This is a genomic window from Proteiniclasticum sediminis (genome assembly GCF_018128025.1).
GTDB classification, from domain to species: domain Bacteria; phylum Bacillota; class Clostridia; order Clostridiales; family Clostridiaceae; genus Proteiniclasticum; species Proteiniclasticum sediminis.
In genome coordinates, this window is the sequence record NZ_JAGSCS010000001.1 from 177,322 (window position 1) to 200,770 (window position 23,449).

The 23,449-nt window shown below is 55.1% G+C and carries 20 protein-coding genes; 16 read left to right on the forward strand and 4 right to left on the reverse strand.

Translation table 11 applies throughout. From position 1 onward, the window contains the following. The 9 genes from KCG48_RS14665 to KCG48_RS00855 form a co-directional block, all read left to right on the forward strand. Positions 1–97 (forward strand): tRNA ligase subunit PheS family protein (locus KCG48_RS14665; RefSeq protein ID WP_230976944.1); only part of this gene is annotated, 97 nt, incomplete at its 5' end. Between the two features lie 12 nt (positions 98–109). After that, on the forward strand, positions 110–2,476 hold the full coding sequence (gene pheT / locus KCG48_RS00820; RefSeq protein ID WP_211799386.1) for a phenylalanine--tRNA ligase subunit beta: 2,367 nt from the start codon (positions 110–112) through the stop codon (positions 2,474–2,476). A gap of 177 nt (positions 2,477–2,653) precedes the next feature. After that, positions 2,654–3,259 carry a cell division protein ZapA gene (gene zapA, locus KCG48_RS00825; protein WP_211799387.1) on the forward strand — a complete coding sequence of 202 codons (606 nt, stop codon included), beginning with the start codon at positions 2,654–2,656 and terminating at the stop codon, positions 3,257–3,259. 135 nt (positions 3,260–3,394) lie between these two features. Then, positions 3,395–5,728, forward strand: coding sequence for a U32 family peptidase (locus tag KCG48_RS00830; RefSeq protein WP_211799388.1), 2,334 nt, complete (start codon positions 3,395–3,397; stop codon positions 5,726–5,728). Then, complete coding sequence (locus tag KCG48_RS00835; protein WP_211799389.1) at positions 5,728–8,073, forward strand: endonuclease MutS2; 2,346 nt, start codon at positions 5,728–5,730, stop codon at positions 8,071–8,073. Before KCG48_RS00830 ends, KCG48_RS00835 begins: the two co-directional genes overlap by 1 nt. A gap of 2 nt (positions 8,074–8,075) precedes the next feature. Continuing rightward, positions 8,076–8,507, forward strand: a complete 432-nt coding sequence (locus tag KCG48_RS00840; RefSeq protein WP_211799390.1) for a DUF523 domain-containing protein — start codon at positions 8,076–8,078, stop codon at positions 8,505–8,507. 1 nt (position 8,508) lies between these two features. Beyond that, positions 8,509–9,534 carry an alpha-hydroxy-acid oxidizing protein gene (locus tag KCG48_RS00845; protein WP_211799391.1) on the forward strand — a complete coding sequence of 342 codons (1,026 nt, stop codon included), beginning with the start codon at positions 8,509–8,511 and terminating at the stop codon, positions 9,532–9,534. 107 nt (positions 9,535–9,641) lie between these two features. Then, a complete protein-coding gene (locus KCG48_RS00850) occupies positions 9,642–10,547 on the forward strand; it encodes a phosphate acyltransferase (RefSeq protein ID WP_211799392.1) in 906 nt (301 codons plus the stop codon). Between the two features lie 32 nt (positions 10,548–10,579). Continuing rightward, positions 10,580–11,095, forward strand: a complete 516-nt coding sequence (locus KCG48_RS00855) for a membrane lipoprotein lipid attachment site-containing protein (RefSeq protein WP_211799393.1) — start codon at positions 10,580–10,582, stop codon at positions 11,093–11,095. 46 nt (positions 11,096–11,141) lie between these two features. On the opposite strand, the gene idi is transcribed toward KCG48_RS00855, so the two are convergent. Beyond that, a complete protein-coding gene (gene idi, locus KCG48_RS00860; RefSeq protein ID WP_211799394.1) occupies positions 11,142–11,678 on the reverse strand; it encodes an isopentenyl-diphosphate Delta-isomerase in 537 nt (178 codons plus the stop codon). 194 nt (positions 11,679–11,872) lie between these two features. Here idi and KCG48_RS00865 point away from each other — a divergent pair, with 194 nt between their 5' ends. Both KCG48_RS00865 and KCG48_RS00870 read left to right on the forward strand, forming a co-directional pair. Next, positions 11,873–12,652, forward strand: coding sequence for an acyl-[acyl-carrier-protein] thioesterase (locus KCG48_RS00865; protein WP_211799395.1), 780 nt, complete (start codon positions 11,873–11,875; stop codon positions 12,650–12,652). After that, positions 12,649–13,263 carry a YdcF family protein gene (locus KCG48_RS00870; RefSeq protein ID WP_211799396.1) on the forward strand — a complete coding sequence of 205 codons (615 nt, stop codon included), beginning with the start codon at positions 12,649–12,651 and terminating at the stop codon, positions 13,261–13,263. Before KCG48_RS00865 ends, KCG48_RS00870 begins: the two co-directional genes overlap by 4 nt. An 87-nt stretch (positions 13,264–13,350) precedes the next feature. On the opposite strand, the gene KCG48_RS00875 is transcribed toward KCG48_RS00870, so the two are convergent. Beyond that, entirely contained in the window at positions 13,351–14,814 is a 1,464-nt protein-coding gene (locus KCG48_RS00875) for an aminotransferase class I/II-fold pyridoxal phosphate-dependent enzyme (protein WP_211799397.1), read from the reverse strand. 285 nt (positions 14,815–15,099) lie between these two features. Here KCG48_RS00875 and KCG48_RS00880 point away from each other — a divergent pair, with 285 nt between their 5' ends. The 5 genes from KCG48_RS00880 (at position 15,100) to KCG48_RS00900 (ending at position 22,307) form a co-directional block, all read left to right on the forward strand. After that, entirely contained in the window at positions 15,100–16,830 is a 1,731-nt protein-coding gene (locus KCG48_RS00880; RefSeq protein WP_211799398.1) for a phospho-sugar mutase, read from the forward strand. Between the two features lie 16 nt (positions 16,831–16,846). Further along, on the forward strand, positions 16,847–17,938 hold the full coding sequence (locus tag KCG48_RS00885; protein WP_211799399.1) for a tetratricopeptide repeat protein: 1,092 nt from the start codon (positions 16,847–16,849) through the stop codon (positions 17,936–17,938). 129 nt (positions 17,939–18,067) lie between these two features. After that, positions 18,068–19,174 (forward strand): recombinase RecA, encoded by a 1,107-nt coding sequence (gene recA / locus KCG48_RS00890; RefSeq protein WP_211799400.1) that lies wholly within the window; start codon positions 18,068–18,070, stop codon positions 19,172–19,174. 227 nt (positions 19,175–19,401) lie between these two features. Beyond that, positions 19,402–20,958 (forward strand): ribonuclease Y, encoded by a 1,557-nt coding sequence (gene rny, locus KCG48_RS00895; protein WP_211799401.1) that lies wholly within the window; start codon positions 19,402–19,404, stop codon positions 20,956–20,958. 155 nt (positions 20,959–21,113) lie between these two features. Further along, complete coding sequence (locus KCG48_RS00900; RefSeq protein WP_211799402.1) at positions 21,114–22,307, forward strand: MFS transporter; 1,194 nt, start codon at positions 21,114–21,116, stop codon at positions 22,305–22,307. A 74-nt stretch (positions 22,308–22,381) separates the two neighbouring features. On the opposite strand, the gene KCG48_RS00905 is transcribed toward KCG48_RS00900, so the two are convergent. Continuing rightward, a complete protein-coding gene (locus KCG48_RS00905) occupies positions 22,382–22,825 on the reverse strand; it encodes a EutP/PduV family microcompartment system protein (RefSeq protein ID WP_211799403.1) in 444 nt (147 codons plus the stop codon). Between the two features lie 2 nt (positions 22,826–22,827). Beyond that, the gene (locus KCG48_RS00910) at positions 22,828–23,190 is read right to left on the reverse strand and encodes a BMC domain-containing protein (protein ID WP_211799404.1); all 363 of its coding nucleotides are present in this window, start codon (positions 23,188–23,190) and stop codon (positions 22,828–22,830) included. Between the last annotated feature and the right edge of the window lie 259 nt (positions 23,191–23,449).

Below are 23,449 nucleotides of genomic sequence, written 5' to 3' on the forward strand. Positions count from 1 at the left end.
CTTCGGACTGGACCGCATGACCATGCAGAAATTCGGCATTGACGACATCAGGCTTCTCTATGAAAGTGACATGAGATTCCTGAAGCAGTTTAAATAGGAGGGCAACGCGATGAAATTACCCATTCGATGGCTTAAAGATTATGTAAAAATCTCCACGGACAGTAAAACCCTGGCCGAGGACTATACCCTGTCGGGTTCCATGGTGGAAGGGCTGGAAAATCCCTTTGCCGTGATTCAGAATGTCTATACCTCCCGCATCCTTTCCGTGGAGAAGCACCCGGAGGCGGACAAGCTATTCGTCTGCCAGATCGATCTGAACCGGGGGGAGCCCACCCAGATTGTGACCGCGGCCACCAACATGAAGGAAGGGGACATCGTCCCAGCGGCCCTTCACAACTCCACCCTCTGGGGCGGCACCAGCATCAAGCGCGGAAAGCTCCGCGGCGTTCTTTCCGACGGCATGTTCTGCTCTGAAGAAGAGCTGGGGCTAAAGGAAGAGGGGACCTGCGACGGTCTCATGATCCTTCCGGAAACGACGCCCATCGGCATCGACATTAAGACGGCCCTGGGCCTGGACGGGGGAATTCTGGATCTGGAGATCACCTCCAACCGTCCTGACTGTCTGAGCATTCTGGGTCTCGCCCGGGAAGCCTCCGCCATGTACCGCACCCCCTTGGAAAAACCCCGGATGGATTACCCGGTGATTCCTGCAGACGGTGAAGCGGTGAAGGTGGAACTGGATACCCCGCTGGTTCGGCGCTATATGGCTCGGGAACTGGTCAACGTGAAGATCGGCGAAAGCCCGGAGTGGATGAAGCAGCGCCTTCTGGAAGCGGGAATCCGTCCCATCTCCAACCTGGTGGACATCACGAACTTCGTCATGCTGGAGCTGGGTCAGCCCATGCATGCCTTCGACAAGCGGGAAATCACCTCAGGCACCATCCGGGTGAAGGAAGCCGCAGGCGGGGAGACGTTCACGACGCTGGATGAGAATGAACGGACCCTCCGGTCCAAAACGCTCCTCATCTGCGATGAGGACAAAATCATCGGCCTTGCCGGCCTCATGGGCGGCCTGGATTCCGAGATCCGTCCCGACACCAGCCGAGTGATCATCGAGTCCGCGAACTTTGACGGCGTAACGATTCGCACCGCCTCCAGTTACCTCAATCTTCGCACCGAGGCCTCCAGCCGCTTTGACAAGGACATTGATCCCAACCTGGTGGAGCTGGCCATGGACCGCCTCTGCCATCTGGTCACCGCTCTGGGCGTGGGTCAGGTATTGGACTACACCGTGGATGTGTATCCCGCCAAGCGAACCCCCAACACCCTCACCGTTTCCGTCTCGGACCTCAACCAGTTCCTGGGAACCCATATCCCCGGGGAGGAGATGACTGAGATCCTGACCTATCTGGAAGTGGAAGTCCGCCCAGAGGGCGATCTTCTCCATCTCACCACGCCCACCTTCCGCAACGACCTGGCCATCCGGGAAGACATTGCCGAAGAAGTGGTCCGGATTTACGGCTATAACCGCGTGCCCGCCACGCTGCCCCACGTCAATGCCCCCAGAGGGGGACGCTATCCCCATCAGATCCTTCGGAAGAAACTGGAAGGCTATCTGGCTGCCCAGGGACTCTTCGAGTCCATCAGCTACAGCTTCATCGCCCGAAAGGATCTGGATAAGGTCCTGACCCCCGAGGATTCCCCGCTGCGTCAAATGGTGGAGATCCGAAATCCTTTGGGCGAAGACTTCTCCGTCATGCGCACCACCACCCGGTCCACCATGATGGAATCCCTAAAGCGCAACCAGAACCGCGGAAACGCCGAAGCTGCCCTCTATGAGCTGGGCAAGGTTTACCTCAAGAGCGAAGGGGAAGTCCTTCCCCGGGAAAAAGAAGTGCTCACCGTGGGTCGCTACGGCCAGGATCTCTTCTTCCACCTGAAGGGCATCGTGGAAATTCTGGCGGAGGAGTTTGGGCTGAAGGATCTTTCCTATCAGCGCAGCAAAAGCGCCTTCTTCCATCCGGGAAAGGCCGCAGAAGCTCTTCTGGGAAAATCCCTGCTGGCGTCCTTTGGGGAAGTCCATCCCAAGGTCCTCTCCAACTACGGACTGGATCAGAACTGCTACTTCCTGGAACTGGATGTGGAGCTGCTCTTTGCCTCCGCAAGCATCACGAAGAAGTACACGGAAATTCCCAAGTACCCATCCGTTACCCGCGACCTGGCCGTCCTGGTGGATGACAGCGTCCTGGTCCAGGATCTGGAGAAGATCTTCAGCAAACAGGGCGGAAGCCTCCTGGAAAGCTATGCGCTCTTCGATGTCTACAAAGGTGCACAGCTTCCTCCGGGAAAGAAGAGCGTCGCCTACAACCTCGTCTACCGCAACAAGGAAAAAACCCTCACGGACAAGGATGTGGCCAAGGTCCACGACAAGATCGTCCGTTCCCTGGAGTATCAGCTGGGCGCTGTGCTCCGATAATCGGGTAAGTTTTTTCTGACTCTGGGCATCCGGATTTGCGAAAAATTGCAAATCCGGATGTTTTTTCAGGGGAAAAAGCTTATAATAGCAGATACACGGACATTTGTATTTAGAATATTCACAGGATTGCCGCACCGTGGGGAACGCGGGGCTGTAGACAGGTTAAAGGGGGAAGCCATGAACAAGGTCACGGTCAGAATCAATGGACAAGACTACATCATCAAGGGAGACGAAAACGAAGACTACCTGCGAAGAGTCGGCAAGGAAGTCAGCAAGCTGATCAGCCATATGCTGGAGCGCAACCACCAGATGGATACAGCATCGGCGGCTGTGCTCGCCGCCCTCAACGCCATGGACCGAGCCTTCAAGAAAGATGGGGAGATCGAATCCCTGAAAAAAGAAGAGGGATCCGTATTCCAGCAGGCCGAGGGGCTGAAAGCGGAAATCAAACTGCTGGAGGAAGCTCTGGAAAAAGCCCAGGAGGAAAGCCGGGTGCTCCAAGCCAAGCTTCAGCAGATGACTACGGGGGAAAACAAGGAAAAACTCAACCGGGAACGGGAGATCAAACGGCTGGAAACAGAGCTACGCCTCACCCAGGACAGCTCCCGGGAGTATCGGGACGAAAATGAGCTCCTCTCCAAGAACAATAAAGAGCTGAAGTTTGAGCTCCAGTCCTACAAGTACAAGGTCCTGGAGCTGCAAAAAAAGCTCTTTGACACCCAGCTGTCCCAGACCAAGGAACGGAAAGAGAAAAACCCCATTCTGAAAGAACGGCTGAAGTAAAGCCGTTGAAATGCATTTCATCCGCCTGGAGGTTCCCTTTGAGGGCCATGGCGTGGATTTTACCGGGACAGCCCAGTGCTGTCCCGGTTTTATGCTATAATAGGAAAAGAAATTAAGTAAAAGAGGTTGAATGATTTGAATCAGATCGAACTGCTGGCTCCTGCGGGATCCATGGAAGCTCTCATCACCGCGGTGCAAAATGGTGCCGATGCGGTTTATTTAGGCGGAACCAAATTTTCCGCCCGGGCCTACGCGTCCAATTTTACCCTGACGGAGCTGGAAGAAGCCGTGGATTACTGTCACAGCTACCAGGTGCGGGTACACATTACCCTGAACACGCTCCTGAAGGATGAGGAGCTGGCCGAGGCCATCGATTACGCCAAGAGCCTTTATGCCTTGGGGGTGGATGCCCTCATCGTCCAAGATCCGGGACTCATCTATCATCTTCGCCGGGAACTGCCGGATTTCCCCCTCCATGCCTCCACCCAGCTCTCCGTTCACAATGGCGAAGGGGCCCTTTACTACACGGAAAAAGGCATGACCCGCATCGTCCTGGCCCGGGAGCTTTCCCTGGAGGAGATCCGCAGCATCAGCCAGGATCTGGGCGTCGAAACGGAAGTCTTCGTCCATGGTGCCCTATGCATCAGCTACTCCGGCCAGTGCCTCATGAGCAGCATCCTGGGGGGCCGAAGCGGCAATCGGGGCCGATGTGCCCAGCCCTGCCGGCTGCCCTACGATCTTCTGGACGGGGAAGGGTCCTCCGTGGCCCGGGCATATCTCATGAGCCCCAAAGACATTTCCGCCATCGACTTCATGCCCCAGCTCCAGGAAACCGGCGTATCTTCCCTGAAAATTGAAGGCCGGATGAAAAAACCGGAATATGTGGCTGCGACACTGCGGTCCTTCCGGGAAGAGCTGGAAGGGAAGAAGGACCCCGTCCACCGGGAAAACCTCCTGAAGATCTTCAACCGGGAAGGGTTCTCCGACGGGTATTTTCTTGGAAAACACGGCAAGGACATGATGAGCTTCTCCTATCCCAAGAACACGGGTGTTCCCGTGGGAAAAGTCCTGGAGGACGGCTCCCTGGAACTGACTAAACCCCTTCGCAAAGGGGATGGTCTCCGGGTGAAGGACAAAGGCCTCACCGTGGAAGGAATAAGGATCGGTCAGGACGTTCGCGAGGAAGCCGCCGCTGGAGAGCGGGTCCATCTCATGGGTCGAACCAAGCTTCCCATGGGCATTCTCTACAAGACCTATGACACCCTCCTCATGGAGGAGATGATCCCTTCGGATGCCGGCAAATATGACCGAAAAATTCACCTGCCCGCCACCCTCCGGTTCATGGCCGGAGAACCCGCGGCGCTGACGGCCACTCATGAAGGAAAAACCTACACCAAGACCACCTCACCGGTTCAGATCCCGCTGAAGGCGCCCCTAAGCCAGGAGCGCATCCTTGAAGCTCTGACCAAGAGCGGGGACTCGCCCTATCTTCTGGATGTGGCGGTGGAAACCTTCACCGAAGGCTTCCTTCCCGTGCGCGAACTTAATGAGCTGCGCCGAAGCCTCCTGGAGGAAATCCTCGCGGAGGAAGTGGCCAAATACAAGCGAAACCTGCCAAAAGGATCCCCAGCCCTGGAGGAGCCTGTTTCCAACGCCCTCACCGAGCCCCTGAAGCTCGTGGGCGTCTCCACCAAGGCCCAGCTCACGGAAGCCCTGAAGCTGGGCGCCAAAGCCATCATGGTTTATCCCTTCTACCGGGGGGAGGAGTATGTGAACTTTGGGGACGTGAAGAACCTATTGGCCACCCCAAATCATCCCGACATCTATCTTCGGGTGTCCAACATCCTCCGGCAGGAGCTCCATGGGGTCCTTTCCCGGGTGAAGGCCCTGGACGGCCTTTCTGGCCTGGTCACCAACAATGTGGGCGTCATCCGGCAGATGGCGAAAACCCATCGGATCATCGGAGACTACAAACTGAACATCTTCAACAGCGACGCCCTAAAACTTTATGGCGAGGATCTCGCTTTAGCCATGGTCAGCGAAGAGCTGAACCGCAAGGAACTGGCGGAGCTGAAAAATAAAGCCCAGCTCATGACCCTGGTCTATGGCCGGCAGGAACTCATGCACAGCGAATACTGCCCCGTGGGCAGCACCGTGGGAGGCATGACGAAAACCACCCCCTGCAACGAAGCCTGCATGCGGCAGCATTATGCGCTGAAGGACCGGATGGACGAAGTCTTCCCCGTCATGACCGACGTGTTCTGCCGCAGCTACATCATGAACGGCAAACCGAAAAACCTCTTGGATACGGTGAAGGACCTGACGTATCTTGGTATCCGTTCCCATCGCATCGATCTCACCGTGGAGACCCCCGAGGAGAGCCGAAAAGTCATCCAGGCGTTTCTCCGGGAAGAGCCTCTGCCGCTGGAATCCTTCAACCGCGGCCACTACAAGAGAGGAGTGGAATAGTGAACCAACGGAATCTGCATAAACTGGAATTTGACAAAATCACCGAGAAAATCAAAGCCTATGCCGTGTCTGCCCCAGGGAAAGAACGGGTGGGCGAGCTTCAGCCCTTCGTTTCCCGGGTGGAAATCGAGCGGGCCCTGGCGGAAACGCTGGATGCCCAGAATCTTCTCCAGGCCAAGGGCTCAGCCCCCTTTGAAGGGGTCTTTGATGTCCGGGGCGCCTTGAGCTACATCGGCAAAGGGGGCACCACCACGGCGGATCATCTTCTCCACATCGCCAACATCTTAAAGAGCGCTCGGCTCTTCAAGGAGTATGTAGGCAAGGAAGAGGAGTATCTGGCCCTTCGGGACATCACCTTTGGCATTCAGCCGCTGAAATCCCTGGAGAACGCCATCTACAACGCCATCGTCAGCGAAGAGGAAATCGCCGACAAGGCCAGCCCGGCGCTCTTTGGCATCCGCAAATCCCTCCGGGAGAAAACCGGCAGCGTCAAGGACAAAATCCAGTCCCTGGTCCGGGAGAACAAGGATTATCTCCAGGACAGTCTCTACACCATCCGGGGAGACCGTTATGTCATCCCCGTGAAGGCGGAGCACAAAGGTCAGGTCAAGGGACTGGTCCACGACCAGAGCGCCTCCGGACAGACGCTTTTCATCGAACCCTTAAGCCTGGTGAACCTGAACAATGACATCAAGGAACTTATGCTGAAGGAGAAGGCGGAGATTCAGCGAATCCTCATGGAACTCTCCCGAAAAGTTCAGGAAGATTTCGCTGCCGTGGAGCGAAACACCCAGATCATCTACGACATGGACCTGATCTTCGCCAAAGCCCGCTACGGTCTGAAAATCATGGGGACGAAACCGGAGCTTCGGGAAGATCTGACCTTCAACCTCCGGGATGCCCGGCATCCGCTGATTCCCGATGAGGTGGTGGTTCCCTCCACCATCTACATGGAAGAAGGGGTGACAGCCATCATCATCACGGGACCCAACACCGGCGGAAAAACCGTCACGCTGAAAACTGTGGGGCTCCTGCATCTCATGGCCATGAGCGGAATTCTTATCCCCGTCAGCGACGGCTCCAGCATCGGCCACTTCCGAAGCATCCATGCGGACATCGGGGACGAGCAGAGCATTGAGCAGAGTCTGTCCACGTTTTCCTCCCACATGACGAACATTGTGCGGATCATCGAGGAGGCCGATGAAGAGTCCCTGGTCCTCTTTGACGAACTGGGGGCCGGCACCGATCCCACGGAAGGGGCGGCACTGGCCATGGCCATTCTGGAGACCCTGAAGGCTTCGGGCATCCGGATCCTCGCCACCACCCACTACAGCGAGCTGAAAGCCTATGCGCTGAAAACGGAGAAAACCGTCAACGCCTCCGTGGAGTTCAACGTGGAGACCCTGCGGCCCACCTACCGGCTCCTCATCGGCGTTCCCGGAAAATCCAATGCCTTCCTCATCTCCAAGCGGCTGGGACTGGCCGACGAGATTGTGGATCTGGCACGCTCCTTCATCGATGCCGAAGCCCTGAAATTCGAGGATCTCATCGAGAGCCTGGAAAAATCCCGCCGGGAAGCCTCCAAGGATGCCCGGGTGGCGGAGAATGTAAAAACGGAGCTCCAGCGTAAAGAAGCTCTGCTGAACCAAAAACTCGAACGCATCGACAAGATCCGGGAGAAAGCTTTGCAGGAAGCCCGGGAAGAGGGACGTCAGGTCCTGGAAGAAGCCAAAGCCAAGGCCGATGAAATTCTCAAGCAGCTCCGGGAGCTGGAAGGCCATGGCGATCTCAAGGAAAGCCGACGCAAGCTCCAAACCATTCGGGACGGGCTGCGCGGAGAAATTGACAGCCGCCAGACCCAGGGCGGATTTGACCGAGTGGACGGCGCCCGAGTGGAGCAGTTCAAGGAAGGGCAGGAGGTGCTTCTCAGCACCCTGAACCAGAAGGTCACGGTCCTGACTTTGCCCGATGCCAAGGGCGAACTCATGGTCCAGGCCGGCATCATGAAGCTCACGGTGAAAGCCGCAGATCTTCTGGAAGTGACGGAAACCCGGGCGGAGCGAAAGGCCACCAAACGGGAAGCCAAGCTTAATCTCCGCACCGTGGCCATGAGCTGCGATGTCCGGGGACAGGACGCTCTGGAGGCGGAGTACCAGGTGGACAAATATTTGGATGAAGCCGCCCTGGCGGGCCTCACGGAGGTGACCATCATCCATGGCATGGGCACTGGCGTCCTCAAGGAAAGTCTCTGGACCATGTTCCGCCATCATCCCCACGTGCGGAAATACCGTCTGGGCGAATATGGCGAAGGAGGTAAAGGGGTCACGGTGATCACCCTGAAGTAGTCATGAAAGAAAAAATACTGGTCAGCGCCTGTCTCCTGGGGGAGAAGGTCCGCTACGACGGAAGAGGGTACGATCCCTCGCCCCTGGAAAGCCTGAAGGAACGCTATACCCTTATTCCCGTCTGCCCCGAGGTCCTGGGTGGCCTCTCGGTTCCCCGGGATCCGGCGGAAATCCTATCCGGACGGGTTCTAACCCGCCAGGGCCGAGATGTCACAGCGGAGTTTGAAGAGGGGGCCCGGAAGGTCCTCACCCTTTGTCAGCAGGAAGGCATCACCAAGGCCATTCTGAAGAGCAAAAGCCCTTCCTGCGGAAAAGATCGGATTTACGACGGCAGCCACACCAAAACCCTCATTCCCGGCCACGGGAAAACGGTGGAACTGCTCTTGGAATCAACCATCACTGTGTATACAGAATTTGAACTTGGAGGATTGTAACATGACCTTGAAAGAAGCCGCAAAAAACGCAAAGGAACTCATGATGCCCCAATGCCGCATGTGTCCGGAATGCAATGGAATCGCCTGTCGGGGAGAAGTCCCAGGTATGGGCGGAAAAGGCACCGGAGCAAGCTTCATGAACAACTACAAGGCTTTAGCCGCATTCACCCTGAACATGCGGACCCTGCATGATGTCCATGAGCCGGACTTGTCCTTTGACCTCTTTGGCCAGACCCTGGCCATGCCGGTGATGCCGGCGCCCGTCACGGGGGTCAAGATCAACATGGGCAATAAGGTATCTGAAGAGGACTACATCCGTGCCGTGGTCCAAGGCTCCCGGGCCGTGGGGATCGTCCCCATGGTGGGCGACTCCGCCTTCAAGTCCTTCCTGGAGGACAACTTGAAGGTGCTGAAAGAAGAGCAGTTGGCGGGCATTCCCTTCATCAAGCCCTGGAACAATGAGGAGCTCCTCTCCCGCATTGGCCTGGCCATGACGAGCAATCCCTTTGCCATCGGCGTGGACATTGATTCCGCTGGACTGGACACGCTGAAAATGCACGGACAGCGGGTGGATCCCAAGTCTCTGGCCGATCTTCAGCTCATCAAGAAGTCCCTCACGGTTCCCTTCATCGTCAAGGGCATCATGACGCCCGATGAGGCGCTCCTGGCTCTGGAAGCCGGTGCCGATGCCCTGGTGGTCTCCAACCATGGCGGACGGGTTCTTGACAGCGTTCCCGGTACAGCCACCGTCCTTCCCGCCATTGTGGAGGCAGTGGCGGGTCGAGCAAAGGTCTTCGTGGACGGCGGTGTCCGCAGCGGCGTCGATGTCTTCAAGATGCTGGCCCTGGGCGCTGATGCCGTGCTCATTGGCCGTCCCTTCGCCCAGTACGCCATCGGCGGGGGAGAAGAGGCGGTGACGCTCTACGGCAAGAAGATCTATACCGAGCTGAAGGGCGCCATGCTCATGACCGGCTGCAAAAACCTCGCCGAGGTCCGCGCCAAGGGCAAAACCGTCCTCAACGGCTAAGGATTGATTCGCGAAGGAATATCTCGTATACTGAAAGAAGATGAAACCCGTGTTTCATCTTCTTTTTCCAGGATTCTGCAAACGTTGTCAAAGAGGAGGGAATGCATTTGATTACCAGTTTGAAAGAAATCCTCAGCCTGGCCAAGGGCGAGAAAAAAATCATCGCGGTGGCCGCCGCCGAGGACAAGGATGTCCTTGTCTCCCTGACCGAAGCTGAGCGCCACGGGCTGGCTTCTTTTCTGCTCTTCGGCCGGGAGATTCGGATCCGGGAGATTCTGGAGGAAAACAATCTTCGCCTGCGCAGCATGGAGATCTTCGACTGTCCCTCCCCGGAGGACGCCTGCCGGGAAGCGGCCAGGGCGGTTTCCGAAGACCGTGCCCAGATCCTCATGAAGGGGATGGCCGACACCTCCATGATCCTGAAAGCCGTGCTCCAGCCGGAACTCCACTTAAAAAAGGGAGAACTGCTCTCCCATGTCATGCTCTATGAAATGGATGCCTATCCCAAACTGATCCTCCTGACGGACGGAGGCATGGTGGTGAACCCCAGTTTGGCCGACAAGATTGATCTCATTGCCAACACCGCGGTGCTGGGGGAGCTTCTGGGGATCAAACCCCTGAAGGTGGCTGTCCTTTCCGCCGTGGAAAAAGTGAATACACACTTCAAGAGCAGCCTGGATGCCCATGAGCTGGCCCTCCACTATGCCGGGGATCCCCGATTTCTCGTGGAAGGGCCCCTGTCCTTCGACATCGCCGTGTCCAAAGCCTCCGCCCAGCACAAAGGGGTGGGGGGAGAAGTCCCTGGCGATGCCGATGTACTCCTGGTTCCCTCCCTGGAAGCCGGGAACTTTTTGGGCAAGTCCTTCACCTACATGGCCGGTGCCCAGAGCGCCGGGATCATTCTTGGCGCCCGTTGTCCCATTGTCCTCACGTCCCGGTCCGACAGCAGCGAAGCAAAACTCAGCAGCATCGCCCTGGCTGTCCTCTTGAGCCGGATGACGCCCCCCATGTAGACTTTGGGGGAAAAAAATAGGAGATGATGCTCATGAAAAAAATTCTGTTTGCACTCCTTCTTTCCGTCTTCGTCTTGGCAGGCTGCAGCCCCAAGGCCCCGGGAACCAGCCTCTCCCAAACAAAAGAGGACCTGAAGATCACCCTTTATCTGGACAAACGAACCTACACCAGCACGGAGGTCATCACCCCCTATGCTGAGGTGGAGTATGTGGGGAAGGAAGACAAAATCACCCTCATCACCGGCTCGCCCTCGGTGTACTTCAGCGTCACCGGCGGAAAATACCATAAAGGGGAGTATGCCATTGAAGACATGGCCATCATGCTGGAACTGAAGAAGAACACCCCGGTGCGCTTTGATTTTTCCAAAAGCGGAGGCTTTGAGACGAACAGCCCCGATGCTCCCTTCTGGGAAGCCTACTATGCCCAGAAGGAGCTGATGCTGGAACCGGGAACTTATGATCTGGAAGCAGGACTCATTTACCGGCTCCAGGGGGAACCCCAGGACACGACCCTGAAGGTCAAGATGTCCATCACCGTGACCAAATAGCCATTTATGCAAAAACCGGACCTGTTGAGGGTCCGGTTTTCGATGCTCAGGGCTTTTCTTTTCGTCCCTTCCAGTAGGCGGTCATGCGAGGATCTCCCATGACCAGATGAAACCAGGGGGTGAACTTTTCCGGTTCGTCGGCCATTTCCGCTGCTAAGGCTTCCTGGCTGATCCAGCGGTAGGCTTCCACCTCCTGGGGCTCAATGGCCGGTTCGCCGTCAAAAGAGCCGGCAAACACATGGTCAAACTCATTCTCGATGACCCCGTTGGAAAACTCTGCCCGGTAGGAAAGCGAAAAGAGGGGTTCCATGGGGGCGTCAAAGCCCATTTCCTCCGGAAGCCTTCGATGGATGGCCTCGAAAAGACTTTCTCCCTGGCGGGGATGGCTGCAGCAGGTGTTGCTCCAGAGCCCCGGGGTGTGATACTTGTGCTTCGCCCGCTGCTGAAGGAGAAGCTCGTGCTGCCCATTGAAGATGAGCAGGGAAAAGGCCCGGTGCTTTTCGCCCAGCCGGTGGGCTTCTTCCTTGCCCATGAAGCCCCGGGGCTCATCGTTCTCATCCACCAGGATCAGGATATCTTCCATATCATTTCCTCCAATTTCATGATTTTGTCCATTATACCCTGAGAAAGAAAGGGGGGCAATGGGAAAAGCTCCTGGGAAAATTTGGGGGAGATTAAGAATGTTTTAAAAGGTTTGGGGTATAGTGGTAAGAAAAAATCTAGGATTTCCGCCAACTCTAGCGGCGGAAGAGGCTCGGACAGAAGTTGAGGTGTGCAGTGAAAGAATATCAGAAGGATTTCATCATCGATTATAAGGACGTGGACCGGTATCTCTATTTGCGCCTGGATGCTGTGGTACAGATGCTGAACACGCTCTCCATGTATCATACGGTGAACCTGGGCATGGAGCCGGATTACATGGAAAAGCGCGGGCTGGTCTGGGTGTTATACCAATGGCGCCTGAATCTTGCGGAAGGCCGCTACTATGCCCAAAAGCTGACCTTTCGAACCTTTGCCGTCTTCCAGAAGGAAATCTATTCCCACCGCTATTTCCATGCGGTGGATGAGGCGGGGAATGTGGTGGGCACGGCCCTGTCCATCTGGATCGTCATCGACCAGGAAAAGCGGAAAATGGTGAAAATCCCGCCGGATATCCAGGCCGCCTTCTCCGACCGACTCCATCCGGCTTTGAGCCCGGAGCAGCAGACCCTGGTGGATCAGCTGGACACATCTTCCCTTCGCCGGCGAAAAGATGCAGAGTTTCAGGAGGAAAAGAAAGTGGAGCTCCGATTTACGGACATCGACTCCAATGGGCATGTGAACAACACCGTCTATGTGGGCTGGGCCGTGGAAGCCTTGAAGTTTCAGGGGGATGAGACATTCCTCGAGACCCATGTGCCCCAAGGGCTCTCCATCATCTACAAGAAGGAAAAGCTTCCCGGCGGGGCCGTGGTTATCCGTACGGCGCGCCAAGGGCAGGAAAGCTACCATGAGATCCTCGATGAGGAAGGATGTCTTCTGTCCATCCTGGAGCTTTCCTGGAAGACACGCCCATGAAAAAACGAGAGATAAAGCCTGTTCTGCGATGGATCCTCTATGTTCTTCTTCTCCTCTTTCTGGGGACCTTTCTGCTCATCGAAGGGCTGATCTTCCACTATGCCCGAAAAACCGAAGATCCCGGAGCGGACCTTCTCTTGGTCCTGGGAGCAAGACTTTACGGGGATATCCCTTCGCCGGCCCTAAAGGAACGGCTGGATAAGGCCGCGGAGTGCTACTTCCGGAATCCCCAAACCCTTCTTGTAGTTTCCGGTGGCAAGGGAGAGGGGGAAACCCTGTCGGAGGCGGAAGGAATGAAACGCTATCTGGTGTCCCTGGGAATCCCGGAGGAGCGCATTCTTCGGGAAGAGACGTCCACCAACACCTTTGAAAACATCCGCTTTTCCCGGGAGCTCCTGGAAAAAACCCATCCGGAACTTAACCTGAAGGCACTGAACGTCGGCATCGTCACCAACGGCTTCCATGTGTTTCGGGGCGTCCTCCTGGCAAAAGACGCTGGGCTCAACCCCGTGGGCATCGCCGCCAAGACCCCGCCCACCACCAGGGTCAAGGGATATCTTCGGGAATACTTTGGGGTGCTGAAGTACCTCGTGGTCGATCGTCACCGTTAACGAATGAAAATGACTCCTGGGCGAAAAAAATGGTGTGTGCATAAAAAACCGATGTCCATGGGGGACATCGGTTTTTGAATGCATATTCTAGCGGGTAACCACCTTGATGTTTTCCACCCGGGGGTCTTCCGTGCCCTGCACGTAGAGCCCGGTTTTCTTGAGGTCGCTGACATACTTTACAATCTCTTCCGTGATAACCTCACCGGGGCAGAGGACGGGAATGCCGGGGGGGTAAGCCATGAGGAACTCGCCGGACACTTCGCCGACGCTGTCTTCCAGCGGCATGGACACCTTTTCCGCATTGAAGGCTTCCCGGGGGATCAGCACCTGCTTGGGGATGGAGGGGATATCCAGGAAATCAGGCTTCACCTGATTCTTGTTCCGGTATTCCTCGCTAATCTCCTTCAGGGCGGTGATGAGCTTGTCGATATTCTCCCGGGTATCGCCGAAGCTACCCACGGCCAGGGTATTGTAGAGATCGGAAAGCTCCATCTGGATATGGTACTTGTTCGCCAGGATCATATCCAGGTCGAAGCCCGTGATGCCCAGATCGCGACAGGTGATGCAAACCTTGGTGGGATCCAGGGCAAAGACGCCGGGGTTGCCGAGGATCTCGTCGCCGAAACAGTAGAACCCTTCGATCTTGTTGATCTCTTTTCGCAGATACTGGGCGTTCTCGATGGCCTTATCCAGGAGTTCTGCACCCTCCAGGGCAATCTGTCGCCGGGAGGTATCCAGAGAGGCGAGAAGAATATAGGAAGGGGAGGTGGTCTGGAGAAGATTCATGATCTGCTGCACGCGGGCGGCGCTGACATATTTGGTGCGCACATGGAGGATGGATCCCTGGGTCATGGCGCCGATGATCTTATGGGTGCTCTGGGCACAAAGATCTGCCCCCGCTTCCATGGCGGACATGGGCAGCTTGTCGGAGAACGCCAGGTGAGGGCCATGGGCCTCATCCACAATGAGGGGAATATCATATTCATGGACAATTTCCGCAATGCGGGAAAGCTCGGTGGCAACCCCATAATAGGTGGGATTGATGATGAGAACGGCCTTGGCATGGGGATTTTCCTTCAAGGTTTTCTCCACCGTTTCCGGGGTCACGCCCTGGGCGATGCCCAGTTTTTTGTCCAGCTCCGGCTGCATATAGACAGGAATGGCCCCACTGAGGATGATCCCCGCCGTGATGGACTTATGGACATTTCGGGGGACGATGATCGTATCGCCCTGGGAAACCACGGACATGATCATGGCCTGGATGGCTCCGGAAGTTCCGTGAATGGAAAAAAAGGAGGCATCGGCGCCATAGGCATCGGCAGCCAGCTCCTGGGCTTTCTTGATGGGGCCCGTGGGATGGTGAAGGGAATCCACCAGCTGAAACACGGTCACATCAATTTTAAAGGGATTCTCCCCAATGAATTTCTTAAAGCTCTTTTCTATTCCTTCCCCTTTCTTGTGACCCGGCACATGAAAAGGGACGGTCTCCCGATCGACATACTCCATCAGGGCGTCAAAAAGAGGCGTTTCGTTTTGGTTCAGTTTATACAACTTAACAGCCACCTTCTTTCAGTATTCTCATCATTTCTCACGTCAAGCTGAATTTTCTTCAAAATAACTATTCTATAATAGCATAATTTCCCCGCTTTGCAATGCAAAATCCCTGCAGGGCACCTTATCTTCATTTTACGCGATCTGTTCAGGTTTTTCATCCCTTTTCCCGAGGTTTTCTCCATTTGCGTCGGAGTGGGAGGACTTCGGGGAGAAAATACTGAATTCAGTCCAAGATTATTATATAATGGATTCATAGCAACTTCATACTAAGGAGGAAAAATCATGTCTTATGGGGAAAAATACCAACAATGGCTGACCAGTGAATATGTCTCGGAGGAGTTCAAAACCGAGCTTCGGGGGATCACCGATGAAAAGGAAATTGAGGACCGGTTCTATCGGGAACTGGAGTTTGGCACGGCGGGTCTTCGCGGTGTTCTGGGCGCCGGAACGAACCGCATGAATATCCACACCGTGGGCAAAGCCACCGAGGGCCTGGCCCGGTATCTCGTGGAGACCACCGAGAATCCCAGCTGCGCCATTGCCTATGATTCACGGATCAAATCCGATGAGTTCGCCAAAATTTCGGCGCTGATTCTGGCCGCCCATGGCGTGAAGGTCTACCTCTACGAAGAACTGGCTCCGGTGCCGCTTCTGTCCTTTGCCGTCCGGCATTATGAGACCAGTGCCGGCGTGGTGATCACCGCATCCCACAATCCCAAGGAATACAATGGCTATAAGGTCTACGGCGCCTACGGCGGACAGGTCACCGATGAGGAAGCGGACAGAATCCTGGCCAAGATCGGCGAAGTGCAGGACTTTTCCCATGTCCGGACCATCACCGAGGAGGAAGCCCTGGCCCAGGGTCTTCTGGAGTACATCGGGGAGGACGTCACCCGGACCTATATTGAAGCCATCAAGTCCCTCACGGTGAAAAAAGCTTTAGTGGCCGACCATGCGAAGGAACTCAAAATCATCTATACGCCGCTCCACGGCACGGGAAACAAGCCTGTGCGCCGGGTGCTGGCTGAGCTGGGCTACACCCAGGTTCATGTGGTGCCGGAGCAGGAGCTCCCGGACGGCACTTTCCCCACGGCACCGTATCCCAATCCGGAAAATCCCCAGGTCTTTACCCTGGCTCTGGAAATGGCCAAGACCATCCAGCCGGATATCATTTTCGGCACGGATCCCGATGCAGACCGAGTGGGCGTCATTGTCAAGGACAGCGCCGGCAACGACCAGGTCCTCTCCGGAAATCAGATCGGCATGCTCATCACCTACTATCTCCTCACGGCCATGAAGGAAGAGGGGAAAATTCCGGCTAATGGCGCGGTGATCAAAACCATCGTTTCCACGGAGAGCGTGCGCAGCATCGCCCAGGACTTTGGCGTGGATCTTCTCGATGTCCTCACCGGATTTAAGTATATCGGAGAAAAAATCGAAGAGTTCAAGGCCACAGGGGAGAAGACCTTCATCTTCGGCTTTGAGGAGTCCTTCGGCTTCCTGGCCGGTACCTTCGTCCGGGACAAGGATGCCGTCGTGGCTTCCATGATCCTCTGCGAAATCGCCACCTACTACAAGACCAAGGGCATGACCCTTTATGATGCGCTGCTGGAAATTTACACCAAGTATGGTTTCTTCCGCGAGGATATCCAGTCCTTCACCCGAACGGGGAAAGACGGCCAGGAGCAGATCGGCCAGTGCATCGAGTACTTCCGTCAGAATAACCTTAGCGAGGTGGGTGGGGTCAAAACCCTGTTCAAGGAAGACTATAAGCGAAGAGAGCGTCTGGATCTCCAAGAGGGGCAGATTACCCCCATTACGCTGCCCTCCTCCAACGTCATCAAGTATACCCTGGCGGACGGTTCCTGGTTTGTGGTACGTCCCTCGGGAACCGAACCCAAGATGAAAGCCTATGTGGCCGTTCGGGGAGCCTCGCTGAAAGATTCCGAGGAAAAGCTGGCCGCGTTCAAGAAAACCATCATCGACATTGTGAACCAGGGCTTTAATGCCTAAGGAAGGATGAAAATCATTGGAATACAAGAATCATTTTAAAGAAAAGCTCGCCCGGCTGATCTTCCTGGAAATCCAAAAAGGATTCCTCGAAGACAGCCTCCAGGTCCCTGGGCTGAAGGCCATGAAGGAAGATCTCTTCCTTCCGCTGTCTCCCGAATACATCGCGGAGAACCTCACCCAGGATATGACCAAAAACCTGCCCTTCGGGGAGTTTGTGAAGGGGATGTACTATGTGGCCGGGGCGGATCCGGAGTTTGCGCAGGTTCCCCTCTACCGAAGAATTCTCCTTTCCCTTCGTCGGGAAGAGGTCATCAAGGGGTATGTGGCCAAACTCTTGAAGGAAGACAAGAAAGAAGAAGCACTCCTCTATCTTTTAGGACTCTACACCATCCACCAGGAAGCGGATGTGCTGCTGAAGGCCTTAAGCCTCCTGGAGGAGATGGCCATCACCCAGACCATGTATCAGGATGCGCTGAAGGCCTATGCGGAGCTGGCGCAAAAAAGCGATCTGAAGGAAGGAAACCTCTTTCTGGGCTCCGCCTGGCGACTCCAGGGGAACTTTGACAAAGCCCTCCTCCATCTTCGGGAATACCTCCGTCAAGGCGGGGAGGAGACCCCCGAGATCACGGAAGAGCTGGAATTTTTGGACCGGAAAACCCGAATCCTGGAAGGGGAGGGCATCCTCTATGAAAATCCCCAGCACTTCCTGGAACTGGTGCTTCCGCTGCTGAACCGCGAGGAAGACAATCCCCGGCTGCTCCTCATGATCGGCATCGCCTATCGGCTCCTGAAGAACCACGAGAAGGCCATATACTATCTCCAGGAGGCTTTGGCTGTGGATGAAGCCTATGTGGATGTCCACAACGAACTGGGCATCAACTATGCCGCCCTGGGGGACTACGCTCTGGCCATTACCTATTTCCGGAAGATCTTCGAGCAGGTCCGCTCCATCGAGATTCTCACCAATCTCATCATGTGCTATCTGAATGTGGGGGATCTGGACTCCGCCAAAGCCCATATCGAAATTGCGGAGCTCATGGACGGCGATGACGAAATTCTCCAGGAGATCAAGCAGTATGTCCGGAAACTGGAAGGGGAAACTGAATAATTCCTTGAGCCTGGGCCATAATAATGACACCAGCGCCGTTGACACCCTTTAGTTTTTCCCCTATAATAATTAGTGAACGAATGTTCTTATCTTGAGAAGAACGACAAAAACCAACGAGGAGTGAATGATTTGGCCAATATTAATGCCGATAAATTGAAAGCCCTGGACGCTGCCATGTCCCAGATCGAAAAGCAGTTCGGAAAGGGATCCGTCATGAAACTGGGGGCCGATTCCAAGCTGAATCTGGATGCCATCCCCACAGGATGTCTCGGTCTGGACATTGCCCTGGGAATTGGCGGAATCCCCAAGGGACGAATCATTGAGATCTACGGACCGGAATCCTCCGGTAAGACCACCGTGGCGCTGCACTGTATTGCTGAAGCCCAGAAACTGGGCGGCATCGCCGCATTTATCGATGCCGAGCATGCCCTGGATCCCCAGTATGCCAAAAAGGTCGGCGTAGACATTGACAATCTCCTCGTCTCCCAGCCGGACACCGGTGAGCAGGCCATGGAAATTGCCGAGGCCCTGGTCCGTTCCAACGCTGTGGACCTGATCATCGTGGACTCCGTGGCCGCCTTGGTTCCCCGGGCAGAAATCGAAGGGGAGATGGGCGACAGCCACATGGGTCTTCAAGCCCGGCTCATGTCCCAGGCCCTGCGTAAACTTGCAGGTACCGTGAGCAAAACCAACTGCAGCATTCTCTTCATCAACCAGCTGCGTGAAAAGATCGGCGTCATGTTCGGAAATCCCGAAACCACCCCCGGCGGAAGAGCACTGAAGTTCTATGCTTCCGTCCGTATGGATATCCGAAGAATCGACTCCATCAAGCAGGGGGAGGATGTCATCGGCAACCGCACCCGCATCAAGGTGATCAAGAATAAGGTGGCCCCACCGTTCAAGATGGCGGAGTTTGACATCATGTACAACGGCGGCATCTCCCGCGAGGGAAACATCATCGATGTGGGCGCCAAGGAAGAAATCGTGGAGAAATCCGGAGCCTGGTTCTCCTATGAAGGCACCCGTCTCGGTCAGGGCCGGGAAAATGCCAAGATCTATCTGAAGGAAAACCCCGCGCTCATGCTGGAGATCGAAAACAAGATCCGTGCCAAATACGACATGCCGCTTCTGAAGGCTGCAGACCTGCCGGTGGCAGAAGCCAGCGAGGCGACTTTGGCAGAAACGCCCCAGGAGAAGCCCTCCCGACGCAAAGCCAGCGAACGAACTGAAGAGTAGTCTTTCCCCCTGGGATTCCCGTAATTATGCGGAAATACCCAGGGGGATTTTCCTTCGCAAAGCCGAGAATTTTTCAAAAGAATTTTATCCAATTGATTGACAGAAACCCGTCCCAAGGTTACAATTAGTTTGTATTGGTTTATCAATTTTCACAGTGAGAAGTATATGCACTTTCCAAGCGATCCCATTTGGCTAATAAATGAGACATCAAGCAAGGAGGTGTAAATATGAGCAATGAACAAATCACTATTATCGTAACGGGCACTGTTACATTACTAGTCGTGAGTGCCATCATCTTATATTTAACAAAAAGTAAATTAAAACAGGCCAAGGATATTCTTGGCACCGCAGAAACTGAAAGTATCCGAATCGTAGAAGATTCAAAAAAAGAAGCTGAAGCCCTGAAGAAAGAAGTTTCCCTGGAAGCCAAGGACGAAGCCTTCCGGCTGAAAACCGAAGCGGATAAAGAAATCCGGGAAAGACGCAACGAAGTTCAACGTCTGGAACGCAGAACCATCCAGAAGGAAGAATCCGTTGACAAGAAAATGGAACAACTGGAGAAGAAGGAAGAGCTGCTGAGCAAAAAAATTCAGGATCTCGCCCTTAAAGAAACTCAGGCTGAGGAACTGCTCGCTGCCCGGAGAACAGAACTAGAGCGCATTGCAGGTCTGACCCAGGAAGAAGCCAAAGCCCTGCTCTTGGATGAAGTCCGAGCCGAAGTTCAGCGCGAGCTGACCCTCATGGTGAAGGATATGGAGTCCAGAGCCAAAGAAGAAGCCGACAAAAAAGCCCGAGAGATTATCACCACCTCCATTCAGCGCTGTGCTGCCGACCATGTATCGGAAACCACCGTTCATGTGGTCACGCTGCCCAACGATGAAATGAAGGGAAGAATCATCGGCCGAGAAGGTCGAAACATCCGTACGCTGGAAACCCTCACCGGAGTGGACCTCATCATTGATGACACGCCGGAAGCCGTAATCCTGTCGAGTTTCGATCCCATTCGTAGAGAAGTTGCAAGACTCACCCTGGAAAAACTCATTGTGGATGGACGAATCCATCCGGCAAGAATTGAAGAAATGGTGGAGAAATCCAAGAAAGATGTGGAGAACGAAATCAAGGAGGAAGGCGAACAGGCTTCCTTTGAAGTGGGAATCCACGGAATCCATCCAGAGCTTCTGAAGCTCCTGGGAAGACTGAAGTTCAGAACCAGCTACGGACAGAATGTCCTCAAGCACTCCATTGAAGTGGCCAACCTGGCCGGCCTCATGGCGTCGGAACTGGGACTGGATGTAACCCTGGCCAAGCGAGCCGGACTGCTCCATGACATCGGCAAAGCCGTGGATCATGAGGTGGAAGGCCCCCACGCCCTCATCGGCGCAGATCTGGCCAAGAAGTTCCATGAGTCCGCTCTGGTGGTCAACGCCATCGGCGCACACCATGGTGATGTGGAAATGATGTCCATGGAAGCCGTTCTCGTTCAGGCCGCGGATGCCATTTCAGCAGCCCGCCCCGGAGCAAGACGCGAAACCCTGGAAAACTACATCAAGCGTCTCCAGAAACTGGAAGAAATTGCAAACTCTTACGACGGCGTGGAAAAGTCATATGCTATTCAAGCTGGAAGAGAAATCCGAATTATTGTTAAACCGGAAGTCGTCGACGATGCGGGTGCAATGCACATGGCAAGATCCATCGTGAAGCGTATCGAGGAAGAAATGGAATACCCCGGACAAATCAAGATCAATGTCATCCGTGAGACCCGTTCTGTAGATTATGCCAAGTAGCCCTTTTTCACTGAAAAAGGCATGAATGTGTACCTTATTTGGGGTGGACCGTCGGTCCACCCCAATTCCTTGCCCTTTTTTCCCTTTCCCTTGCGTCCAGCAACGAAACCAATGTGTTCCCGCCTGCGAGCGGGAGAAAGAGAGGACTCGATCCCATGGCTACGTTATTCCTCATGATCATCTATCTCGCCTTCATCGGCCTAGGGCTCCCCGACTCCCTTCTCGGAGCAGGCTGGCCAGCCATGCATCTTTCCCTGGGGGTTCCCGTGGAAAATGCGGGAATGCTCTCCATCCTGACCACGGGGGGAACCATCGTCTCCAGTTTCTTCAGCGGAGCCGTAACTCGCCGGTTCGGCACCGGGAAAGTTACCCTGGTCAGTGTGGCGATGACGGCCCTGGCGCTTCTCGGCTTTTCCCAGGCCCCCCGTTTTGAAGTGCTGCTTCTCCTGACTCTTCCCCTGGGATTGGGTGCGGGATCCGTCGATGCCGCCCTGAACGGCTTTGTGGCCAAACACTTTGAAGCCCGCCATATGAGCTGGCTCCATAGTTTCTGGGGTGTAGGCGCCTCCTTGGGCCCCATGATCATGTCCCTGTTCCTTGCCCGGAAGGTCTCCTGGCGAGGCGGGTACGGTGCTGTATCCGCCATTCAGCTGGGGATTGTGGCTGTTCTGCTGTTTTCCCTCCCGCTCTGGAGACGCTATGAAAGTCGTCCTGTCCTGGAACCGGAGGAGAAGGCCGCCGCCGAAACCTCCGGTTTTGCCGGGATCTATGCCATACCCGGCGTGAAACTGGCAATCTTCAGCTTCCTCGGTTACTGCGCCCTGGAAATGACCATGGGACTTTGGGGAGCCACCTTCCTGGTTCAGCAGTACGGACAGGCTCCGGAGAGTGCTGCCCGCTTTGTTTCTCTCTATTATGGAGGGATCATGGCGGGTCGGATGATCACCGGATTTGTCACGCTGCGCTATCGCTTTCCCGTCATCATCCGCGCAGGAATTTTCCTGGCAGTCCTGGGAATTCTGCTTCTTTTCCTTCCGGTTCCTGGACTTCATCCTGCATCCTTTCTCCTGGTGGGCCTGGGCTGCGCCCCAGCTTTCCCCGGGATGATCCATGAAACTCCGGAACGGTTTGGAAAGGATTCCGCGCAGGCCATCATCGGGATCCAGATGGCTTTCGCCTATATCGGAAGCACAACCATGCCTGCTCTATTTGGCCTCCTGGCAGGAAGGGGCCTGATCAGCGTATTCCCGCTCTATTTACTCATTTTTGCGGCACTTTTTCTTGTCATGCAGGAAACGCTCAATCGAAGGATGAAGGATAAAGAAGCGCAGCAAAAAGCCACCGCCTGACAAAGTCCCCCATGAAAAGCAGAAGACCGGAACAGCCCATCACTCCATCTGGAGGGGTCTGTTCCGGTCTCTCTTTATGTCCAGATCTCGATATCTTCCATAAGAAAGGCCAGAAGGGGATCCATCCCGGCACCGGTGACTGCGCTCACCTGGAACACCTTCTCGCAGCCAGAGAGCCTTAGCCAGGCTTCCGCCAAAAGAGGATCGCCGTCTTCCTTGTCCACTTTGGTCACAATGCCGATGACTTCCCGGTTCACAGATCCTGTCACATTGGGCGGATACAGGGAGTAGGGTTCTGTCGCGCTGATGAGGAGACCAATGACATCCGCTTCATAGGAATAGACTGCCAGGGCAGCAGCAAGGTCCTTGTTTTCCGCATATTCTCCGGGGGTGTCAATGATCACCTCATGATAATGGATACTTTGGGTTTTGCTGTAATGGATCTTTTCCCCCCGCAGCGCCTGGGTGAGGGTGGTTTTCCCACTTTCGCTGCGGCCAACCAGCATCATTCTTCGCATGGCTAGGTCCTCGTGACCGGACAGACCGTGAAACCCAGCTTTGTCTCCGCATAGGCGAGAATGGTCTTCAAAGCGGATTCCACTTCGGAAATCTTGCCGGTGATGATCAGACTTCCACTGAACCGGTCAATGAACCCCAGGTCCACATTGGCCGTCTTGGCCGCCAAATCTCCGGCGATGATGGCCGTTTCACTGGGCGTCATGGTCATGATGCCGATGGAGGAATGATGATAATCCACATGGGGGTTCAGTCCCAGTTTCTTGTAGACGATCTTATCCGGGTTCGCGATGAGGTGCGCCAGGGTCACCTGCTTGCCCGGTACCGTCTCCTGTATGATCCGCATCTTGTCTTCGATTCGCTCCATAAGTTCCCTCCCGTTGGTTCTCTTATCCTCATTATGCGGAAAGGCCGCAGTTTTTCCATGACAATCTCTTGCGAAATACAGGCACTAAATTCTCCATTTGCCCCCCTGGACGGCCCCTCCGTTTTCCTCGCTGAAGGAGAGCCCAAAACTGCGGGAAAAAACGGAAAAATGGTGACGCTTTTTCCATGCTTTTCCGGTTTTTCGGGGAATCTTTGGATGGAGTAGAATTTCGCCTTACCCCATTACAATTCTGGGAGAA

Excerpts from the sequence above, each read along its gene's own strand:
- pheT (WP_211799386.1), top strand. The coding sequence starts at position 110 with ATGAAATTACCCATTCGATGGCTTAAAGATTATGTAAAAATCTCCACG.
- zapA (WP_211799387.1), top strand. The coding sequence starts at position 2,654 with ATGAACAAGGTCACGGTCAGAATCAATGGACAAGACTACATCATCAAG.
- KCG48_RS00840 (WP_211799390.1), top strand. The coding sequence starts at position 8,076 with ATGAAAGAAAAAATACTGGTCAGCGCCTGTCTCCTGGGGGAGAAGGTC.
- KCG48_RS00845 (WP_211799391.1), top strand. The coding sequence starts at position 8,509 with ATGACCTTGAAAGAAGCCGCAAAAAACGCAAAGGAACTCATGATGCCC.
- KCG48_RS00855 (WP_211799393.1), top strand. The coding sequence starts at position 10,580 with ATGAAAAAAATTCTGTTTGCACTCCTTCTTTCCGTCTTCGTCTTGGCA.
- idi (WP_211799394.1), bottom strand. The coding sequence starts at position 11,678 with ATGGAAGATATCCTGATCCTGGTGGATGAGAACGATGAGCCCCGGGGC.
- KCG48_RS00870 (WP_211799396.1), top strand. The coding sequence starts at position 12,649 with ATGAAAAAACGAGAGATAAAGCCTGTTCTGCGATGGATCCTCTATGTT.
- KCG48_RS00880 (WP_211799398.1), top strand. The coding sequence starts at position 15,100 with ATGTCTTATGGGGAAAAATACCAACAATGGCTGACCAGTGAATATGTC.
- rny (WP_211799401.1), top strand. The coding sequence starts at position 19,402 with ATGAGCAATGAACAAATCACTATTATCGTAACGGGCACTGTTACATTA.
- KCG48_RS00900 (WP_211799402.1), top strand. The coding sequence starts at position 21,114 with ATGGCTACGTTATTCCTCATGATCATCTATCTCGCCTTCATCGGCCTA.
- KCG48_RS00905 (WP_211799403.1), bottom strand. The coding sequence starts at position 22,825 with ATGCGAAGAATGATGCTGGTTGGCCGCAGCGAAAGTGGGAAAACCACC.
- KCG48_RS00910 (WP_211799404.1), bottom strand. The coding sequence starts at position 23,190 with ATGGAGCGAATCGAAGACAAGATGCGGATCATACAGGAGACGGTACCG.